The sequence below is a fragment of the uncultured Tessaracoccus sp. genome, assembly GCF_947255005.1.
Lineage (GTDB): Bacteria > Actinomycetota > Actinomycetes > Propionibacteriales > Propionibacteriaceae > Arachnia.
Map to the genome: position 1 here is coordinate 1 of NZ_CAMYFI010000054.1, position 15,705 is coordinate 15,705.

18 protein-coding genes are annotated in these 15,705 nt (G+C 66.2%); 6 read left to right on the forward strand and 12 right to left on the reverse strand.

Annotated features, from left to right (window positions below; genetic code table 11):
* Positions 1–463: 30S ribosomal protein S2 (gene rpsB / locus Q0X61_RS10180; protein ID WP_297742419.1), on the reverse strand; the 463-nt coding region annotated here is incomplete at its 3' end.
* Positions 464–766: 303 nt separating this feature from the next.
* Between rpsB and Q0X61_RS10185 the strand changes: the two genes are divergently transcribed.
* Positions 767–1,669 carry a M23 family metallopeptidase gene (locus Q0X61_RS10185; protein WP_297742420.1) on the forward strand — a complete coding sequence of 301 codons (903 nt, stop codon included), beginning with the start codon at positions 767–769 and terminating at the stop codon, positions 1,667–1,669.
* 14 nt (positions 1,670–1,683) lie between these two features.
* Here Q0X61_RS10185 and Q0X61_RS10190 read toward each other — a convergent pair whose 3' ends face one another.
* A complete protein-coding gene (locus tag Q0X61_RS10190; RefSeq protein ID WP_297742421.1) occupies positions 1,684–2,577 on the reverse strand; it encodes a tyrosine recombinase XerC in 894 nt (297 codons plus the stop codon).
* Between the two features lie 66 nt (positions 2,578–2,643).
* On the opposite strand from Q0X61_RS10190, the gene def reads away from it, so the two are divergent.
* The 3 genes from def (at position 2,644) to Q0X61_RS10205 (ending at position 5,711) form a co-directional block, all read left to right on the forward strand.
* Entirely contained in the window at positions 2,644–3,258 is a 615-nt protein-coding gene (gene def / locus Q0X61_RS10195) for a peptide deformylase (protein ID WP_297742422.1), read from the forward strand.
* A gap of 12 nt (positions 3,259–3,270) precedes the next feature.
* Positions 3,271–4,248: a bile acid:sodium symporter family protein gene (locus Q0X61_RS10200; RefSeq protein WP_297742423.1), complete on the forward strand. Its 978-nt coding sequence runs from the start codon at positions 3,271–3,273 to the stop codon at positions 4,246–4,248.
* Positions 4,249–4,610: 362 nt separating this feature from the next.
* The gene (locus Q0X61_RS10205) at positions 4,611–5,711 is read left to right on the forward strand and encodes a hypothetical protein (RefSeq protein ID WP_297742424.1); all 1,101 of its coding nucleotides are present in this window, start codon (positions 4,611–4,613) and stop codon (positions 5,709–5,711) included.
* Between the two features lie 185 nt (positions 5,712–5,896).
* Here the strand turns inward: Q0X61_RS10205 and Q0X61_RS10210 are convergent, their stop codons facing one another.
* The 10 genes from Q0X61_RS10210 to Q0X61_RS10255 all read right to left on the reverse strand — a co-directional run bounded on the left by Q0X61_RS10210 (position 5,897) and on the right by Q0X61_RS10255 (position 15,048).
* On the reverse strand, positions 5,897–6,790 hold the full coding sequence (locus Q0X61_RS10210) for an NAD(P)-dependent oxidoreductase (RefSeq protein WP_297742425.1): 894 nt from the start codon (positions 6,788–6,790) through the stop codon (positions 5,897–5,899).
* Positions 6,766–7,794 carry a hypothetical protein gene (locus Q0X61_RS10215; protein ID WP_297742426.1) on the reverse strand — a complete coding sequence of 343 codons (1,029 nt, stop codon included), beginning with the start codon at positions 7,792–7,794 and terminating at the stop codon, positions 6,766–6,768. The genes Q0X61_RS10210 and Q0X61_RS10215 overlap by 25 nt, the downstream gene beginning before the upstream one ends.
* Positions 7,794–9,203: a class I adenylate-forming enzyme family protein gene (locus Q0X61_RS10220; RefSeq protein WP_297742427.1), complete on the reverse strand. Its 1,410-nt coding sequence runs from the start codon at positions 9,201–9,203 to the stop codon at positions 7,794–7,796. The genes Q0X61_RS10215 and Q0X61_RS10220 overlap by 1 nt, the downstream gene beginning before the upstream one ends.
* The gene (locus Q0X61_RS10225) at positions 9,200–9,934 is read right to left on the reverse strand and encodes a glycosyltransferase family A protein (protein ID WP_297742435.1); all 735 of its coding nucleotides are present in this window, start codon (positions 9,932–9,934) and stop codon (positions 9,200–9,202) included. The genes Q0X61_RS10220 and Q0X61_RS10225 overlap by 4 nt, the downstream gene beginning before the upstream one ends.
* 1 nt (position 9,935) lies before the next feature.
* On the reverse strand, positions 9,936–10,931 hold the full coding sequence (locus tag Q0X61_RS10230) for a 3-oxoacyl-ACP synthase III family protein (protein WP_297742428.1): 996 nt from the start codon (positions 10,929–10,931) through the stop codon (positions 9,936–9,938).
* Entirely contained in the window at positions 10,931–12,142 is a 1,212-nt protein-coding gene (locus Q0X61_RS10235; protein WP_297742436.1) for an SPFH domain-containing protein, read from the reverse strand. Before Q0X61_RS10235 ends, Q0X61_RS10230 begins: the two co-directional genes overlap by 1 nt.
* A 64-nt stretch (positions 12,143–12,206) precedes the next feature.
* A complete protein-coding gene (locus tag Q0X61_RS10240) occupies positions 12,207–12,695 on the reverse strand; it encodes an NfeD family protein (RefSeq protein WP_297742429.1) in 489 nt (162 codons plus the stop codon).
* Positions 12,696–12,698: 3 nt separating this feature from the next.
* Complete coding sequence (locus Q0X61_RS10245; RefSeq protein ID WP_297742430.1) at positions 12,699–13,484, reverse strand: ABC transporter ATP-binding protein; 786 nt, start codon at positions 13,482–13,484, stop codon at positions 12,699–12,701.
* A 65-nt stretch (positions 13,485–13,549) separates the two neighbouring features.
* Entirely contained in the window at positions 13,550–14,323 is a 774-nt protein-coding gene (gene fabI, locus Q0X61_RS10250) for an enoyl-ACP reductase FabI (RefSeq protein ID WP_297742431.1), read from the reverse strand.
* Between the two features lie 17 nt (positions 14,324–14,340).
* Positions 14,341–15,048 (reverse strand): beta-ketoacyl-ACP reductase, encoded by a 708-nt coding sequence (locus tag Q0X61_RS10255; protein ID WP_297742432.1) that lies wholly within the window; start codon positions 15,046–15,048, stop codon positions 14,341–14,343.
* 87 nt (positions 15,049–15,135) lie between these two features.
* Between Q0X61_RS10255 and Q0X61_RS10260 the strand changes: the two genes are divergently transcribed.
* Both Q0X61_RS10260 and Q0X61_RS10265 read left to right on the forward strand, forming a co-directional pair.
* Positions 15,136–15,450: a DUF3099 domain-containing protein gene (locus tag Q0X61_RS10260; RefSeq protein WP_297742433.1), complete on the forward strand. Its 315-nt coding sequence runs from the start codon at positions 15,136–15,138 to the stop codon at positions 15,448–15,450.
* The coding region (locus Q0X61_RS10265; protein WP_297742434.1) for an SURF1 family cytochrome oxidase biogenesis protein at positions 15,447–15,705 on the forward strand (259 nt) is incomplete at its 3' end. The genes Q0X61_RS10260 and Q0X61_RS10265, both read left to right, overlap by 4 nt.

Genomic DNA, 15,705 nt, shown 5'->3' on the forward strand with positions numbered 1-15,705 from the left:
CACGAACTTCGACACCGTCTCCAAGCGTGTGCAGCGCCTCAAGGAACTCGAGGCCGAGCAGTTCCTTCTTCGTGAGGCCAGAGGCGGCGACGTCGGTGAAGTCCATGGCCTCGAGTTCCTTGAGGCGCTGCACACGCTTGGAGACGGTGTCGAAGTTCGTGAGCATGCCGCCCAGCCAACGCTGGTTGACGTAGGGCATGCCGACGCGGGTGGCCTGCTCGGCGATGCTGCCCTGGGCCTGCTTCTTAGTGCCGACGAACAGGATCTGCCCGCCGCGCGCGACGGTGGACTTGACGAAGTTGAATGCCTTGTCAATGTAGGTGAGGGAGAGCTGCAGGTCGATGATGTAGATGCCGTTGCGCTCGGTGAAGATGAAACGCTTCATCTTGGGGTTCCAACGACGGGTCTGGTGCCCGAAGTGAACGCCGTTTTCCAGCAGCTGCCTTGTGGTTACGACGGCCATGGCCGTTCCTTTCGCGGTTGGCGCAGCGCGCACAACCTCATATCGGGTGGGCAATGCCCACGGTGGTTAATCCTGATGCGCTCGGCGCCCAACCCGTCTGGACGGGACCACTGAGCAACCGGGGCGAGCCCACAGCGCATGCGAAGTCACCCACGTGTGTGGGTGCGTGTGTGATTCTAGCCGAACCTCGGCTAGCCCCCAACTGCCGAGCAGATCAGCTGCCGTGCGGATATCCGTCGAGAGTTATCCACAGACTTCATATCGCATGCAAGTTTCGGGCGTGTCGCTGCCATAACAAAGGGTATGAAGAAGTTTCTGCTCATCACCCTCCTGCTCGTGGCGTGGAGCGCTGTCCCAGCCCACGCCTCGGGCCTCGAACTCACGATGCCCGTCGAAGGCCCCGTCGTGCGCGGCTTTGACGCACCCGCGCACCGCTACGGCCCTGGCCATCGCGGTGTCGACATCATGGCCAAACCGGGCACGCCCGTGCGCGCCGCAGCGCAAGGACGCGTGCATTTCGCGGGCGTCGTGGCGGGACGCCCGTCGGTGTCCATCGACCACGGCAACGGACTGCGCACCACGTACACGCCGGTGTCAGGCAGCGTACGCAAGGGCGAGGTGGTGACCTCGGGCCAGGTGATCGGCACACTGCAGCCTGGGCATTGCACGCCCGCCTGCCTGCATTGGGGGCTCACCGACGGCACCGACTACCACGATCCGCTCCGCTACCTCACGATTCGTCGAGTACGGCTGGCACCCATGGGAGCGATGCCCGTGGTGCCAGCAGCGCTGCCCGCCGCGACGGTGGGCGCCGGGCCGGTCGCGCCTGGGCAGGCGCCTGTGCGGGGGCCGGTCACGTCGAAGTTCGGCATGCGTGTGCACCCGGTCACCGGCATCTACAAATTGCACGACGGGGTGGATTTCGGCGCCGCATGTGGCACGCCCATTCATGTGCCTTGGGCGGGCGAGGTGATCAAACGCGATACCAGCAGGGGATACGGGCTGCGAATCCACGTGCGCCATGAGAACGGTCTCGTCACGGCCTACGCCCACCTGCCGCGTTTCGACGTGCAAGTCGGCCAACGCCTCGAGGCGGGCGCGCAGGTGGGTGTGGTGGGCACCACCGGGTACTCCACCGGGTGCCATCTGCACTGGATGGCGTGGAAGGGTGGGGCGCTCGTCGACCCGCTGACGTTATTGCGGTGAGCTGGCGCGGCTGGTCAGGCGCGCGGATGGGCCTGTTGAAAGGCCTGCCGGAGGCGCTCGGAGGTGACGTGGGTGTAGATCTGTGTGGTCGCCACCGACGCGTGCCCCAGCATCTCTTGCACGCTGCGCAGGTCGGCGCCTCCGTCGAGCAGGTGCGTCGCCATGGCGTGCCGCAGCCCGTGGGGGCCGATCTCCGCGCCTGGGCCGGCGGCGGCCGTCGCTTCGTGCACGACGCGTCTGGCTACCCGAGGGTCGAGCGCTCCCCCGCGCGCGCCGAGGAAGAGCGTGTCGGGGCTCCGCGGCGTCGCCAGCTCATCGCGGCGCTCCAACCAGGCCGCGACGGCGCTTGCCGCGGGTGCTCCCATTGGCACTGCGCGTTCCTTGGCGCCCTTGCCCATCACCCGCACCGTGCGCTGCTCGGCGTCCACGTCGCGAATCTTGATGCTGGTGAGTTCTGAGATGCGCAGCCCGCTCGAATACAGCAGCTCGACGATGGCTCGGTCGCGGGCGGCGAGTGGGTCGTCGCTTTCCATCAGGCGCGTGGTTGCGCTCGCCATGACGTCGTCGATTTCCCCGTGCGACAGCACCTTCGGCAGCCGACGTGAACGCTTCGGCGCCACCAGCCTAAGCGCGGGGTCGGCGTCGATGAATCCTTCTCTAGCCGCCCAGGCGAAGAAACCGCGCACGCACGCCACCCGACGCTGGATCGACGAGGCGGCTGTTCCTTCGTCGGCCATGTCAGCCAACCAGGTTCTGAGCGTGGTCAACGTGACGGCGCGCGGATCGTCGGTGTGGGCTGCGAGCAGGCGGAGGTCAGCGCCGTAGGCACGTACGGTGTGCGGCGAGAGCCCACGGTCGGTGGCGAGGTGTTCGCCGTACTCCTCGATCAGGGCTTCCCATGCGGCCATGGGTTCGAGACTACGTCGGGAGACGGCATAATGGGCGGAGCAAAACGTCGAAGGCAAGGATTGACAATGACGGACCTCACCACCGGTGGCACCGTGCTCCCCATCACCCGCTGGGGCACCCCCGTGATGCATCAGCAAACGCGCCCTGTGGAGCAGTTTGATGAGGAGCTTCAGCAGCTGGTGAGGGACATGTTCGCCACGATGGAAGCTGCCGAAGGTGTCGGCCTGGCAGCCACGCAGGTGGGCCTCGACCTCTCCGTTTTCGTCTACGAGTGCCCGGATGCGGACATGAACATCCAGCGCGGGGTGGTGTGCAACCCGGTCGTCACCCTGCCCGACGGTAAGGAGCGCGTGCTCGATTCGTCGGAGGAAGGCTGCCTCTCCTACCCGGGTGGATACGCGACGGTCTCCCGCCCCGACTACGCCGTCTGCCGCGGGCAGGACGCGTCGGGCAACGACGTTGAGGTCGTAGGCACCGGACTGCTCGCTCGTTGCCTGCAGCACGAGACGGACCACCTCAACGGCACCGTCTACGGCGACCGCATCTCGTCGCGCGCGCGCCGCAAGCTCGACAAGGAAGTGGCCGAGCTTGATTGGCGTTACCCCGCCGACTGGCCGGTGAGCCCGAAGCTCACCGCAGCCATACCTCCTGGCATGGCCGACGAAGACGCCGCCGAGTAACGTCGAGCTTCCGTGAAGTTCAAGATCGATCGGATGACGCTTGTCATCCTTGGCGCGCTGGCGCTATCGATCGTCGTACCCATTTCGGGACGACCGGCGGAGATCTACGACTTCGCCACCAAGGTGGCCGTGTTCGTGCTGTTCTTCGGCTACGGCGCGCGGCTCAGCACCGCGGAAACGGTGGCGGGCATCAAGCACTGGCGTCTCCACCTCACCATCCTGGCGTTCACGTTCGTGCTGTTCCCCCTCGTCGGCGCCCCGATGCTGCTCATGCCTGAAGGTTTCGTGTCCGACCCCGTTCGGATCGGGCTCGTGTTCCTGTGCCTAGCGCCGTCGACGGTGCAGTCGTCGATCAACATGACCTCGCTGGCAGGCGGCAACGTGCCGGCGGCCATGATGTCGGCTACCGCGTCGAATGTGTTGGGTGTGGTGCTCACACCCGCGCTGGTCATGCTGCTCTTCCCGTCAGCCAGCGGCGGGCTGTCGTGGCAGATTGCCCTCGACGTGTTCGTCCAGCTGCTACTGCCGTTCTTCTTGGGCCAGCTCTCCCGCGTAGTCACGGCCGATTTCATGGCCCGCAACAAAGACCGCCTGAAGCTCCTCGACCAAGCGGTAATCGTGCTCATCGTCTACGGCGCGTTCTCTGAGATGTTCGCCAGCGGCATGTGGCGGCGGCTCAGCTGGTCTGACTTGCTCGTGACGTTGGCGTTCACGCTCCCCCTGCTCGCGCTCATGCTGTGGTTGACGTGGCACGTCGCCGGCTGGCTCGGGTTCCCCCGCGAAGATCAGATTGCGGTGATGTTCTGCGGCACAAAGAAGTCACTCGTGACCGGCGTACCGATCGCGTCCGTGCTGTTCCCCGCATCCATCGTCGGCATGCTCGTCGTGCCACTCATGATCTACCACCAGGCGCAGATCATCACTTCCAGCATCATCGCCGCACGGCTCGCCGCCAACACTCCGGAAGACGGAGCGAGCGCGAGTTCTTAACCCCTCCGGCCCTGCCGCAGACGCCTGCTTTATAATTGATGTGCTTAGGAGAGCAGTCGCAGTACTCCCCCCCCCCTTAGCGTTCACCATCGATGCTGAAACTAAGGAACGCTATGTTGCATTCAAAGTTCACCCGGCTCCAGACTGTCGCAACCCTTGCACTTTTCTCATTGTGTTCGATGCAAGGTTGTTCGGTTTCACCTCAACCGAGCCCTGAACCACAGGGCGCTCACCACCCCGCCAACGGCGGCACACAGCCATCCCCCACCTCCGACGCGACTGCTTCCAGGAGCGCACCGACGCCGCAACGCCACGGCACGGATGACCACGGTGTAACGATCAATGATGCCCATGACAAGCCGGTGTCGTTTCCCACCGTAGACCTGTCGTCTGCAAGCCCGATAACGCTGCCGGAGATCGTCAAACTTGGCCGGCCTCCCGAAGGACACCCTGATCGCATTGTGCTCGCCCTCGCGTCCAATGCCGCGTTGGTGAGCTTCGATCCCAGCGAGAACAGAGATTCCGAGGAGATAGTGAAGAGCGGACGGGTCGGCCTTCTCTACGACAACCAATCCTCCAAGCTGTTCGACAGCACAGCACATATTCGTAGTGATGGCTTAGCTCGGCAGACGTACGCTGGCGATATCGACGACAACTGGGCTGTATGGATGGAGACGAGCTCCACCGATTTGAGCCAATCTAACTGGCGTCTCTTCTCGCAACGACTATCCGGTGGCACGCCACGACTCGTCGCGGCTGCGGAGGATCAGCTTTCCTTCGGCGCATCCGAAGTACCGCTGTTGGGTGGAGATCCGGTTCCCAAACTCTCAGCTGGACTGGTTTGGTGGTGGACAGCCACGCAGCAACAAGATGGGACATTCGGTGTCCGGGTCTTGGCAGCCGATCCAGCGGGAGGAGAGCCCAAGGAGATGCTTCCCTCCGGCTACTACGTCTCTCCTATTGATGGCGGCGTCGTCGCGGTTCAGCTTGAGCACACCCCTGAATCACACAACGGAACAAACTATAAGGAAGTAGGCGTGGTGCGCATTGACGGATCCGGCCGCGTCACCAACGTGATTCGTTACTCCACTACCAAGGCAGAGGAAGAGGAAGAAGGGGTGGGCGTGTCCGAGTTGGCCTCCGGCGGGGACGTAGTGGCTGCACTCATCCAAGACAACATCATCATCGTTCGCGCAAACGGCGCACCGATCGCCCGCATTCCTCTCCCACTCAACACAGAAGTCGGGGATCTGGCTGTGTGCTCCGGGAAGGTGGCCTTCGCACCCACGCCCATGGGTAGTGAAGGAGACAAGGTGTTCATTTTTGACACCGCGACGAGCACTCTCACCGCGATGAAGGCGCCACACGCTTATTCGGCCGTCATGTGCTCAAAGACACGGCTCGCGTGGGGCCAACTCGAGGAACCCGACTACATCACGACGCATGTCTCGAAGTGGAAGTAGTGCCAGCCTAATGCAACTAGCTGCATTAGGAATGCTGGAACCCACCAAAATAGGTGGGTTCCAGCATTCCTAATCTACGGTGCTCCTTATTCCGCGTAGGATGGGTTTCGTCCTGAGTCGGTGCAGGCCAAGCTGGCGGCCCGGTGCAGCGACAACCCCCGCCTGAGCCGCCACGTCGGCGACGCTCAACGCGGTGTGGCCCGCGCCCAGTCCAGATCCTGCACCCGCACCTCGCCCGCATCCCAGCCGGCGGCGAGGGCCTTGCGCACGTCGTAGGTGTGCTCGTGGGTGATGAGATCCAGCGAATAGCGGTTGATTCCCGGCAGCAGTGGGCCAATGAGTTCCACCGGCAAAAGCGGAAGCCTGAGCGGCCTCAACGTCCGGCCCGTCACCTGCCCCAACACCGAGGTGAGCACGTCGTCGCGCGAATACGGCTCAGGATCGGCGATGTTGTATGCCCCGGGTGCCCACGCAAGTGCCTGCACAGCGGCGCGGGCGAGCCCATCGACGTCGGTGAGGCTCAGCTGCACGTCGGGACCGGGTAGCAGCAGCGTGTGCCCCCTGACCAGGCGCCTCAGCCTCGGCACCAGGTGGCGTTCGTCGAGCCCGTAGACCGCGGTCGGGCGCAGCACCACGGCGCCGTGCGCCAGGGCCATCATCTCGCCCACTGCCTTGGTGCGTCCGTAGTGGCCGAGATGGCCCTCGGTCGTCGGATGGGACTCGTCGGCTAGGTGCCGCCGCTGGCGTGTGGAGTAGACAGACGAACTGGACATCCACACCACGGGGCGCTCCCCCACCACGCCCAACAGGCGGCTAGCGCCCTCGACGTTGACCGCCCGGAAGTGCTGTGCCTGGCCCGTGTCCCCCACGGCTGCCGCGCAGTGCACCACCGCGTCGCACCCGCTGAGGTCCGGGGTCTCGCAGGCGGCATCCCACCGTCGAAACTCTCCTGGCACCGGAGTCCTGCCTAGCGCGACGACACGGTGCTTCCTCTGACGCAGCGCCTGCGCCACGTGCCTGCCGACGAACCCGCTCGCCCCCGTCACGGCCACCGTCAGCGCAACCACAACGACCTCCACTGCGGCAGCCCGGCACCGACGTCGGGGACTGCGCGGGTGACGCGGGGCCGGATGGGCGCGAAGGTGCGCAGCGCGTCCGCGACCATCGCCAGCGCCAACCCTCGACCCGGGCAGGCGTGGGAGCCGGCCCCGAACGCCAGTTGCGCCTGGGCAGGTGGCTGCGGGTGCTCCACACTCGGCTCCGGTCGGGCAATCGCAGGCAGCAGGTACAGCAGCAGATGCTCCCCCCTGCGCACCGGACGTCCCTCCACCTGGCTGTCATCCCCGACGATCCGCGGCAACAGTGGCGTCGGTGCGATCACGCGCATGAGTTCGGCAGCCATCACCTCCGGGTCGCGCTGAGCGTCCGGGAAGAGGCCATCATCGGCGCACCATGCCAGCGCGCGGGGAATGGCACTCAGCATGGTGGTGGTGGCAGCGACGGCCAGCATCACCTCGCTCGGGCCCAGCCCGGGGAACTCCTTCTCCAGGGGTGCCGTGAGGTTGCGGGACGTGTCGCCGGCCAGGTGAGCACGCACGGAGATGGCAGCGACGACACGTGTGGCGGCGGTGAGGACCAGGGCACGCTCACGGTCCGCAGTCATGCCGAGCAGGTCCAGTGTGACGAGCCCCGACATGATGCGGGACATCGTCACCACGTCGACGGCCTCTGCGGTCATCGCCTGCGCGTACTGATCCAGCACGGGCTGCCAATGGCGGGCGAGCCGACGGATGCCCGCACCCGTCAGCGCTGCCCCCAGCTCGCGGCGAGACTGCCGGTGCGCGCTCCCTTCCCCGTCGAACCAGCTCTCGCCTGCGCTGCCCTGGCCACGCACGAGCCCCCCGGTGGTGTGCCTGTCGGTGCGATCCAGCGGCACCTTCGTGAGCACCTCACGCACACCCTCAGCACTGGCGACGATCCGTCGCCCCGGCAGGCCCGTCTGCCTGCCGATGCCCAGCGCCGCGAACACCAGCGGATGGGCGGCCACGTGTACGAGCCGGTCGCGGATGCGTGCCTTGCCCATCAGCGTCCCTGCTCCTTCCCGATGTGCTGCTGCACCAGTGCCCGGGCTGCCTGACGATCGGGTTTGTTCGAGCGGCCGGAGGTGGGCACGGTGTCGAAGATGATGTGATCGACGACGAGCCCCAGCTCCCGAGCCTTGCGTTGGAGCTCCCTGCGCAGCTTGTCCGAGCGGGTTCCCGCTTCCACGAGCAGTGCCAGCTCCTCGTCGCCGTCATCGGCGGGGACGCCGAGCAGCAACGCGACGTCGACCCCTTCGACGGTGAGTCTCGGCTCATAGAGGCCCGGGTAGATGTTGTGCGTGCCCCGAAGGATCATGTCCTTGCGGCGCCCCTGAAGCCACAGCTCGCGGCCCTCGAGCATGCCCAGGTCGCCGGTGGCGACATCGTCGCGCCATTGCCCATCGATGTATCTCGGGGCCATCGAGCGGCCGGAGAGGATGATCTCGTCGTCCTCAATGCGCGCGTCCACGCCGTCGAAGAGTCGGCCCACGTGATCGCCGCGCGCGTCGTCGGTGAGCTTGTCGCGCGACTCGATCGCCGCAGCCGGGAAGACCTCGGTCATTGCGTACACGCCCCACGCCTCGTCGGCACCGGCTGCCCGCAGTCGAGAGAGCAGGTTGGCCGTCACTGTGGCCGAGCCCGCGAAGACGCGGCCGGTCGTCGTGGCTCCTGCAGCCAGCGCGGCACGCCACTGGGGTGGGGTCAGGTAGGTGTGGGATGGACGCCATTTCCGTAACTGCCAGGCGATGCGTCGGGGATTGCGTGCGGGCAGCACGATGGGTTTGCCGAGCGCATAGGCCGGCAGCATCGCAAAGAAGGTGCCCGCCATGACGGGCCCCGGCGCATCGGCGTCGAAGAGGGTCGAGACCATCTCCGCGCCCGCCGACAAAGAACCGGCCGTGTGCACTACGCCCACCGGGTGTGAGGTGGTGCCGGAGGTGAACACCGTCAGCGCAGACTGGTCCTCCTCCACTCCGTAGCGCCGCACCTGCGCGCCACCCACATCGTCGATGGAGACGATCTCCGGCCAGATCCTCCAGTCCGGCAGCCCTGCCGGGCGCCGCAGCCAGCCCGGCCCCTTGAGCAGGAATCTGAGCCCCGGTTCAGCGACGACGAAGTCCGGCACCGTCTCCTCAAGCCTGCTCTGCACCAGCTCGGTGCCGCCTTTGGGACTGATGAGGTCGATACGGATCCCCATGCCGACCGCCGCGAGCGCGAGCGCGAACGAGGCCGGGCCGGGGCGGACCATGAGGACGAAGTTGCGGGCCTTGCGTTTGCGTAGCCCGCCCGCGTACGTCCGCACCAGATCGGCGAACTCTGCGCGTGAGATCCGATCGATACCCAGGAAGACCGGGTCGTCGGGACGATCGGCGAGCCCGTCGAGCACACGTTGCAGCAGCAGCTCACTCATCGCGGGTCCTCCTCCTTGCCGCCGGCGCCCTGGTCCAGGTACCAGCGTGCCGTCTGGACGACACCCATCGCCTTCAACCGCCGTGTCGAGTTCTCGCTGACCATGCCGCGGCACTGCACGATGCGCGGCGTCGTGGCACGCATCGCATTGAGAAACTGCCTGTCTGTGGGTGCGCCACGCCGCGGCCAACCACCTGAGGCAAGGTAGGCGTCGGCGCGTACCGCCATGTTGTTGCCGGCGTGCATGCGGTAGGGGGTGAGAAACTGCGGCCCGCGATTGGTCGGGCGCCACCGTCCGAACCACGCCGCCAGACGCACCTGGGCAGCAAACAGCAGCCGTGCCAGCAACCCGTTCTCATCTCGACGGGCGGTGATTGCCCCGCACACCAGGTCGGCCTCCTTGATCGCGTCCTGGGCTTGGGCAAACCATTCGGGTCTTGGCAGACAGTCGGCGTCGGTGCGGGCAAACCACGGCGCGCCCTGGGAGATGAGCCAGCGCGCACCGGTGTCGGCGGCGCAGCCCACTCCCTTCTCCGGCTCGGTCAGGACCGTGACCGGAAACGGTGCCGACGTCGCGAAGCTCCGCACGACGTCGGCGGTGTCGTCGGTGGAGGCGTTGTCGACGACCACAAGCTGAAACTCGTGGCACGTCTGCCGGGCGAGCGCGTCGAGTGTGGCTGCAATGCCGCGCGACTCGTTGTACGCGGGGATCAACACGCCGGGCACTGCCATCTCAGCCACGCTCCCACGGCATGACCTGGATGGAGATACCACCACCCAGCCCAACGAGCAGGCTGCGTTCGCCGGGCGTGATGCTCTCCCAGGCTCGCGAGAGCTGAATGGGCAACGACGCAGAGGCGACGTTGCCCAGCTCCGGTACGGTCCACACGAGTTGTTCGCGGCGCGCGCCCACGACATCACAGAATCGTTCGGTATACGGCACCGTCACCTGGTGGACGAAGACGTGCCGGAAGTCCTGCACGTGCCGACCGTCGCGGTGCAGCAGGGCGTCGATCACGTCGGGCCCCATACTCTCGAACGCGAGCCGCAACTCCGTGCCGGCACCTGTGAAGTAGAGCTTGTCGAAATCGAATGGATGCCGGGAGCCGCCGCCGAAGATGCCGCCGACGTCCCAGTGCTCGGAGCGGGTCTGCGCCATCGGCCGCCCGAGGCCTGGGCCCGGCCCTTGGCCCAGCACCACGGCCCCACCAGCATCGCCGAAGGTGAAGCCTGCGAAGTGCGTCATGAACTGCCGAAGCGATTCCAGTTGCCACCTGATCGAGCGCGTCGGGGTCTCCCCCGTGACCACCAGCGCCCGCGAGTACGCGCCCGAGGCGAGCAGTGTCGTCGCGATCTCGATCCCATTGATGAACGAGTTGCAGGCGTTGGTCACATCGAAGGCGTGGGCGCGGATGCCCAGCTCGTGCGAGACGACGTGCGCGGTCGCAGGCTCGATGAAGTCTCGTGAGGCGGATGCGAACACCAGCAGGTCCACCTCCGACGGCGCCACGCCTGCTGCCTCCAGCGCTGCCTGCCCAGCGCGGGCGGCGAGCGTCGAGGCGTACTCGCCCTCAGCCACCATGCGTCGGGTACGGATGCCGGTGACCCGTTCGACGACGCCCCGCGGCAGCCGGAATCCAGAGGCCTGACGGATGCGGTCCTCAATCTCCGCAGAAGGCACGACTCTCGAGGGCAGGGCCTCGGCCGCGCCCAGCACTGTGATTCCCACTAGGCGGTGGGTCCCCCGTGTTCTTGTGGAGGCTGGGGCGCAGCCCACGGGGCCTGCGGCTGTGCGGCAGAAGTCTGCGGGGCCAGGCCCTGTTGCTGCGCCGACGCCTGCTGCGGGGGCTCCAGCTGCGACGGCGCCCCTGCGACCTGCTGAGTGGTCGGTTCCTGGGCCTGCTTGCCGGTGGCCTTGCGCTTGGCAGCGCCCTGGTTGTCGAGTGCTTGGGCCTCGTTGATGGCCTGCTGGACAGTCTCCTGCGAGGCCTTGCGGTCCTTCTCGGCCTGCTCGGCGATCTCTGCCTGGACATCGATCTTCTCAGGCGGCGTGAACTGCTTCGCACCCTCGGAGACGTAAGTGCGGCCCTCGTTGCTGTTGCCGCCACCCATCGCGTTACCAAGGCCCTTCAGTGCGTCGTTGAGTTCGGAGGGCACAACCCACACCTTGTTGGAGTCGCCTTGCGCGAGCTGCGGCAGCATCTGCATGTACTGATAGGCCAGGAGCGCCTGGTCAGGCTGGCCGGCATGGATAGCCTGGAACACCGTCGTAATGGCCTGCGCCTCACCTTCTGCCCGCAGCATCGCCGACTGACGGTCGGCCTGCGCTCGAAGCACCGCTGCTTCCCGCTCACCTTGAGCGCGTAGAATGGCCGACTCGCGGTCACCACCCGCGTTCAGCACCTGCGACTGACGCTGGCCCTCGGCGAGCAGAATCTGCGCACGCTTGTCGCGCTCCGCGCGAGCACCCTTCTCCATGGCGTCGCGGATCGTCGCAGGTGGCTCAATCGAGCGAAGCTCCACGCGGTTCACCTTGATGCCCCACTTGCCCGTGGCTTCGTCGAGCACCGAACGCAGCCGCTGGTTGATCTCCTCGCGGGAGGTGAGCGTCGCCTCGAGGTCCATGCCGCCGATGATGTTGCGCAGGGTGGTCATAGTGAGTTGCTCGATGGCCGCGCGGTAGTTCTGCGCCTCGTACGCGGCGCGGCGGGGTTCGACGATCTGGAAGTAGATCACGGAGTCGATCGACACCATGAGGTTGTCTTCCGTGATGACGCCCTGCGGCGGGAACGAGACCACCTCTTCGCGCATGTCGAGCAGATATGCCACGCGGTCGAACAACGGCAGGATCAGGTGCGGGCCGGGATCCAGCACCCTGTGCATCTTGCCGAGGCGCTCGATGATGGCCTTCTGCTGTTGGCGGATGATCTTCAAGCTCATCGCCAGCAACAAAATCACCAGCGCGATGAGGGCAATGATTACGTATTCCACGTCGCGTTCCTTTCTAGAATCCGGCGTCGAGGGGTTTTGCTGAGGATGACGGGTACACCAGCAGCGTGATGCCGTCCATGCCAAACACTTCGATGTGCTGCCCTTCGAGAATCCGCACCTGCGGGTCGTACGGCCGGGCCTCCCACACCTGACCGTCGACGCGCACCTCGCCGCGCGCGGAGGTGATCTCAGCCGTCGCCACGCCCGTCGCGCCGACGAGCTGATCCAGCGACGAACGGTACCCAGGCGAGTTCCGCACGCGATCGAGCAGCGATGGGCGCAGCAGCCACAGCGTGAGCGCCGCTACCGCGATACCCACGAGCGCCTGCAGCCACACCAAACCAGGCGCGACGAACCACGTCGCCCCGGCAGCGAGGGCGCCCACGGCGAGCATGAGGAGTGTGAGGTCCAGCGTGAGGAGTTCAGCTGCGGCAAGGGCGATCGCCAGTAGCCCCCAGCCGATCCAGCCGTTGTCACGGAACCAGGCGACGAGCCAGTCCACTGGTCACGCTCCTCGCGCGGCCCACCGGCCGTCGACATAATTCACACGCAATGGTGTGTCGAATGCATCGCTGAGGTTTGCGGAGGTCAAGGTGTCGTGCAGGGGACCGGATGCGACGATGCGCCCGTGGTTCATCAGCATGCAGTGCGTGATACCAGCCGGAATCTCCTCGACGTAGTGCGTCACCAACACCGATGCGGGCGAGAACGAGTTCGAGAAGAGGTCGCCCAGTGTGGTGACGAGCGCCTCCCGCCCCGCGATGTCGAGGCCGGCGGCGGGTTCGTCGAGGAGGAGCAGTTCGGGGTCAGTCATGAGGGCGCGCGCTACCTGCACGCGCTTCTGTTCGCCGGACGACAGCGTGCCGAAGGTGCGGTCGGCGAACTGCGCGATGCGGAACTCGTCGAGCAGCTGATCGGCACGCGCGAAATCCCACTCGTCGTAGTCTTCGTTCCACCGGCCGACGACGGCGTAGGCGGCGGAGACGACGAGGTCGCGTACCTTCTCGTTCGCCGGGATGCGTTCGGCCAACGCCGACGAGGTGAGGCCGATGCGCGGGCGCAGCTCGAACACGTCAACGGCGCCGATCACCTCGCCGAGCACCCCGACGACACCGTCGCTCGGGTACAGCTGCGCGGCGAGGAGCTGCAGCATCGTGGTTTTACCGGCGCCGTTGGGGCCAATCACCACCCAACGTTGGTCTTCGTCGATGCGCAGGTCAACGTTATCCAGCAGCACCGCCTGCCCACGTCGAACTGTGACGCCCGCCAATTCCGCTACTGCTGTTGCCATGCCTCCAGCCTACCTGCCGCGGGCTTCGTCGTCGGGCGATCCAGCCGCGAGCCGCGGAGCTGCGCTCAAGCCCCCGTCGAGTGGAGACCGCCGTCGACGTGGACCATCTCCCCCGTCGTGGCGGGAAACCAGTCAGACAGCAGCGCGACGACGGCCTTCGCCGCGGGACGAGCATCCTTGGCGTCCCAACCCAGCGGAGCGCGGGTACCCCAGATGTCGTTGAACTCGTTCGCGCCGGGAATGGCCTGCTTCGCGAGGGTGTCGATGGGGCCGGCTGCGACGATGTTGGAGCGGATGCCGTCGGGGCCGAGGTAGCGGGCGAGGTAGCGCGACGTCGACTCCAGCGCAGACTTCGCCACACCCATCCAGTCGTAGGCCGGCCACGTTACCTGCGCGTCGAAGGTGAGCCCGACGATAGACCCGCCACCTGCCATCATCGGTTTGGCCGCCATGGCGAGGGACTTCAACGAGTACGCGGAAATTTGCAGCGCCTGTGCGACGTCAGCCCACTCGGTGTCCAGGAACCGCCCGCCGAGCGCGGTCTTAGGGTTGGCGAAGGCGATGGAGTGCACGACACCGTCGAGGCGCTCACCGAAGTGCGGTTCGAGCGCCGCCGGCAGCCCGGTGAGGTGCTCGTCGACGGTGACGTCGAGCTCAATCACCGGCGGTGCCGGGTCGAGCCGTTTTGCGACGCGGTTGGCGAGCCGCAGCGCACGCCCGGCGCCGGAGATGACGACGTTGGCGCCTTCTTGCTGCGCGATGTCGGCGACGACGTACGCAATCGATGTGTCGATCGTCACGCCCGTGACGAGAATGTTCTTGCCTTCGAGGATGCCCATGTGTCCGTCCTTATCTCTCAGTGCCCCATGCCTAGCCCGCCATCCACGGGGATGACGGCGCCAGTGGTGTAGCCGGCCGCATCGCCCGCGAGGAACAGCGCGACGGCGGCAACGTCGTCGACGCTGCCCAGTCGGCCCGCCGGAATGCGCTGCTCGTAGTCCTTGATGACTTCGGGGTCGAGGGCCTTCGTCATGTCAGTGTCGATGAAGCCGGGCGCGATCACGTTGCAGGTGACCCCGCGGGCGCCGAGCTCCCGGGTGATGCTCCGCGCCATGCCGACGAGGGCCGCCTTCGAGGACGCGTAGTTCACCTGGCCAGGGTTGCCCATGAGTCCGACCACGGACGAGATGAGGATCATCCGACCGAAGCGAGCGCGCATCATCGGGCGCGATGCTCGCCTGACGACGCGGAACGTGCCGGTGAGGTTGGTGTCGAGCACCTGCTGCCAGTCGTCGTCGGACATGCGCATGAGCAGCGTGTCCTTCGTGATGCCTGCGTTGGCGACGAGCACCTCGACCGGCCCGAGTTCACGTTCCACCTGCTCGAATGCCTCATCGACGGAGCTCTGGCTGGTGATGTCGCACTGCACGCCGAGCACACCGTCGGGCACCTCCCCGCTGCGGTAGGTGGCTGCGACGCGGTAGCCGGCGTCGCGGAAGGTCTCGGCCATGGCGCGGCCGATCCCTTTGGATCCGCCGGTGACAAGTACCACTCGATCAGTCATGGATTGCAACCTACCGGAGCCTGGCGTGCGGCGGGCTGTGCATTTCCCACAGCATTTTCTCGCTCATGCTGGAGTAGGCTGGCTCGCATGGCCAGAAGCGACGAGGGAACCCACCATGCTCCCATCGCTCCGCGTGGTCACTCGCTCGACGTGGAGGAACGCCAAAAGCGGTACACCATCACCATGATCGTGCGCACGGCGTGCTTCCTGCTGTTCCTCGTCGTGCCCGGATGGTGGAAGATCGTCGCGCTCGCGGGCGCGGCCATCATTCCCGCCTTCGCCGTCGTGCTAGCCAATGGTGAGGATCATCGCGCAACGCACTACGCTTCCGACGACGACACCGTCGACCCGCTGGCCCTACCGGCAGCCGAGGTGATTCCCGGGGAGGTGGAGCCGGAATGATCAAGAAGATGATTGTGCGCTGGGTTGCGCTCGTGGTGCTCATCGCCGCGTTGGCTACGCTCTTCGTGCAGTTGGGTGAGTGGCAGCTGCGACGCCTGGACGAACGCCGCGAGAGCAACGCGCGCGTGCTCGAGCACTCACACGAGCAGCCCACACCCTACGAGCAGCACATGAACCGAGTGATGACCGACGCCGACGAATGGCACGTCGTGACCGTCACCGGCCAGTACACCGGCGAGACGTTCCAGGTGCGCT

Excerpts from the sequence above, each read along its gene's own strand:
- Q0X61_RS10185 (WP_297742420.1), top strand. The coding sequence starts at position 767 with ATGAAGAAGTTTCTGCTCATCACCCTCCTGCTCGTGGCGTGGAGCGCT.
- Q0X61_RS10190 (WP_297742421.1), bottom strand. The coding sequence starts at position 2,577 with ATGGCCGCATGGGAAGCCCTGATCGAGGAGTACGGCGAACACCTCGCC.
- def (WP_297742422.1), top strand. The coding sequence starts at position 2,644 with ATGACGGACCTCACCACCGGTGGCACCGTGCTCCCCATCACCCGCTGG.
- Q0X61_RS10215 (WP_297742426.1), bottom strand. The coding sequence starts at position 7,794 with ATGGGCAAGGCACGCATCCGCGACCGGCTCGTACACGTGGCCGCCCAT.
- Q0X61_RS10220 (WP_297742427.1), bottom strand. The coding sequence starts at position 9,203 with ATGAGTGAGCTGCTGCTGCAACGTGTGCTCGACGGGCTCGCCGATCGT.
- Q0X61_RS10225 (WP_297742435.1), bottom strand. The coding sequence starts at position 9,934 with ATGGCAGTGCCCGGCGTGTTGATCCCCGCGTACAACGAGTCGCGCGGC.
- Q0X61_RS10235 (WP_297742436.1), bottom strand. The coding sequence starts at position 12,142 with ATGAGCTTGAAGATCATCCGCCAACAGCAGAAGGCCATCATCGAGCGC.
- Q0X61_RS10245 (WP_297742430.1), bottom strand. The coding sequence starts at position 13,484 with ATGGCAACAGCAGTAGCGGAATTGGCGGGCGTCACAGTTCGACGTGGG.
- fabI (WP_297742431.1), bottom strand. The coding sequence starts at position 14,323 with ATGGGCATCCTCGAAGGCAAGAACATTCTCGTCACGGGCGTGACGATC.
- Q0X61_RS10255 (WP_297742432.1), bottom strand. The coding sequence starts at position 15,048 with ATGACTGATCGAGTGGTACTTGTCACCGGCGGATCCAAAGGGATCGGC.
- Q0X61_RS10260 (WP_297742433.1), top strand. The coding sequence starts at position 15,136 with ATGGCCAGAAGCGACGAGGGAACCCACCATGCTCCCATCGCTCCGCGT.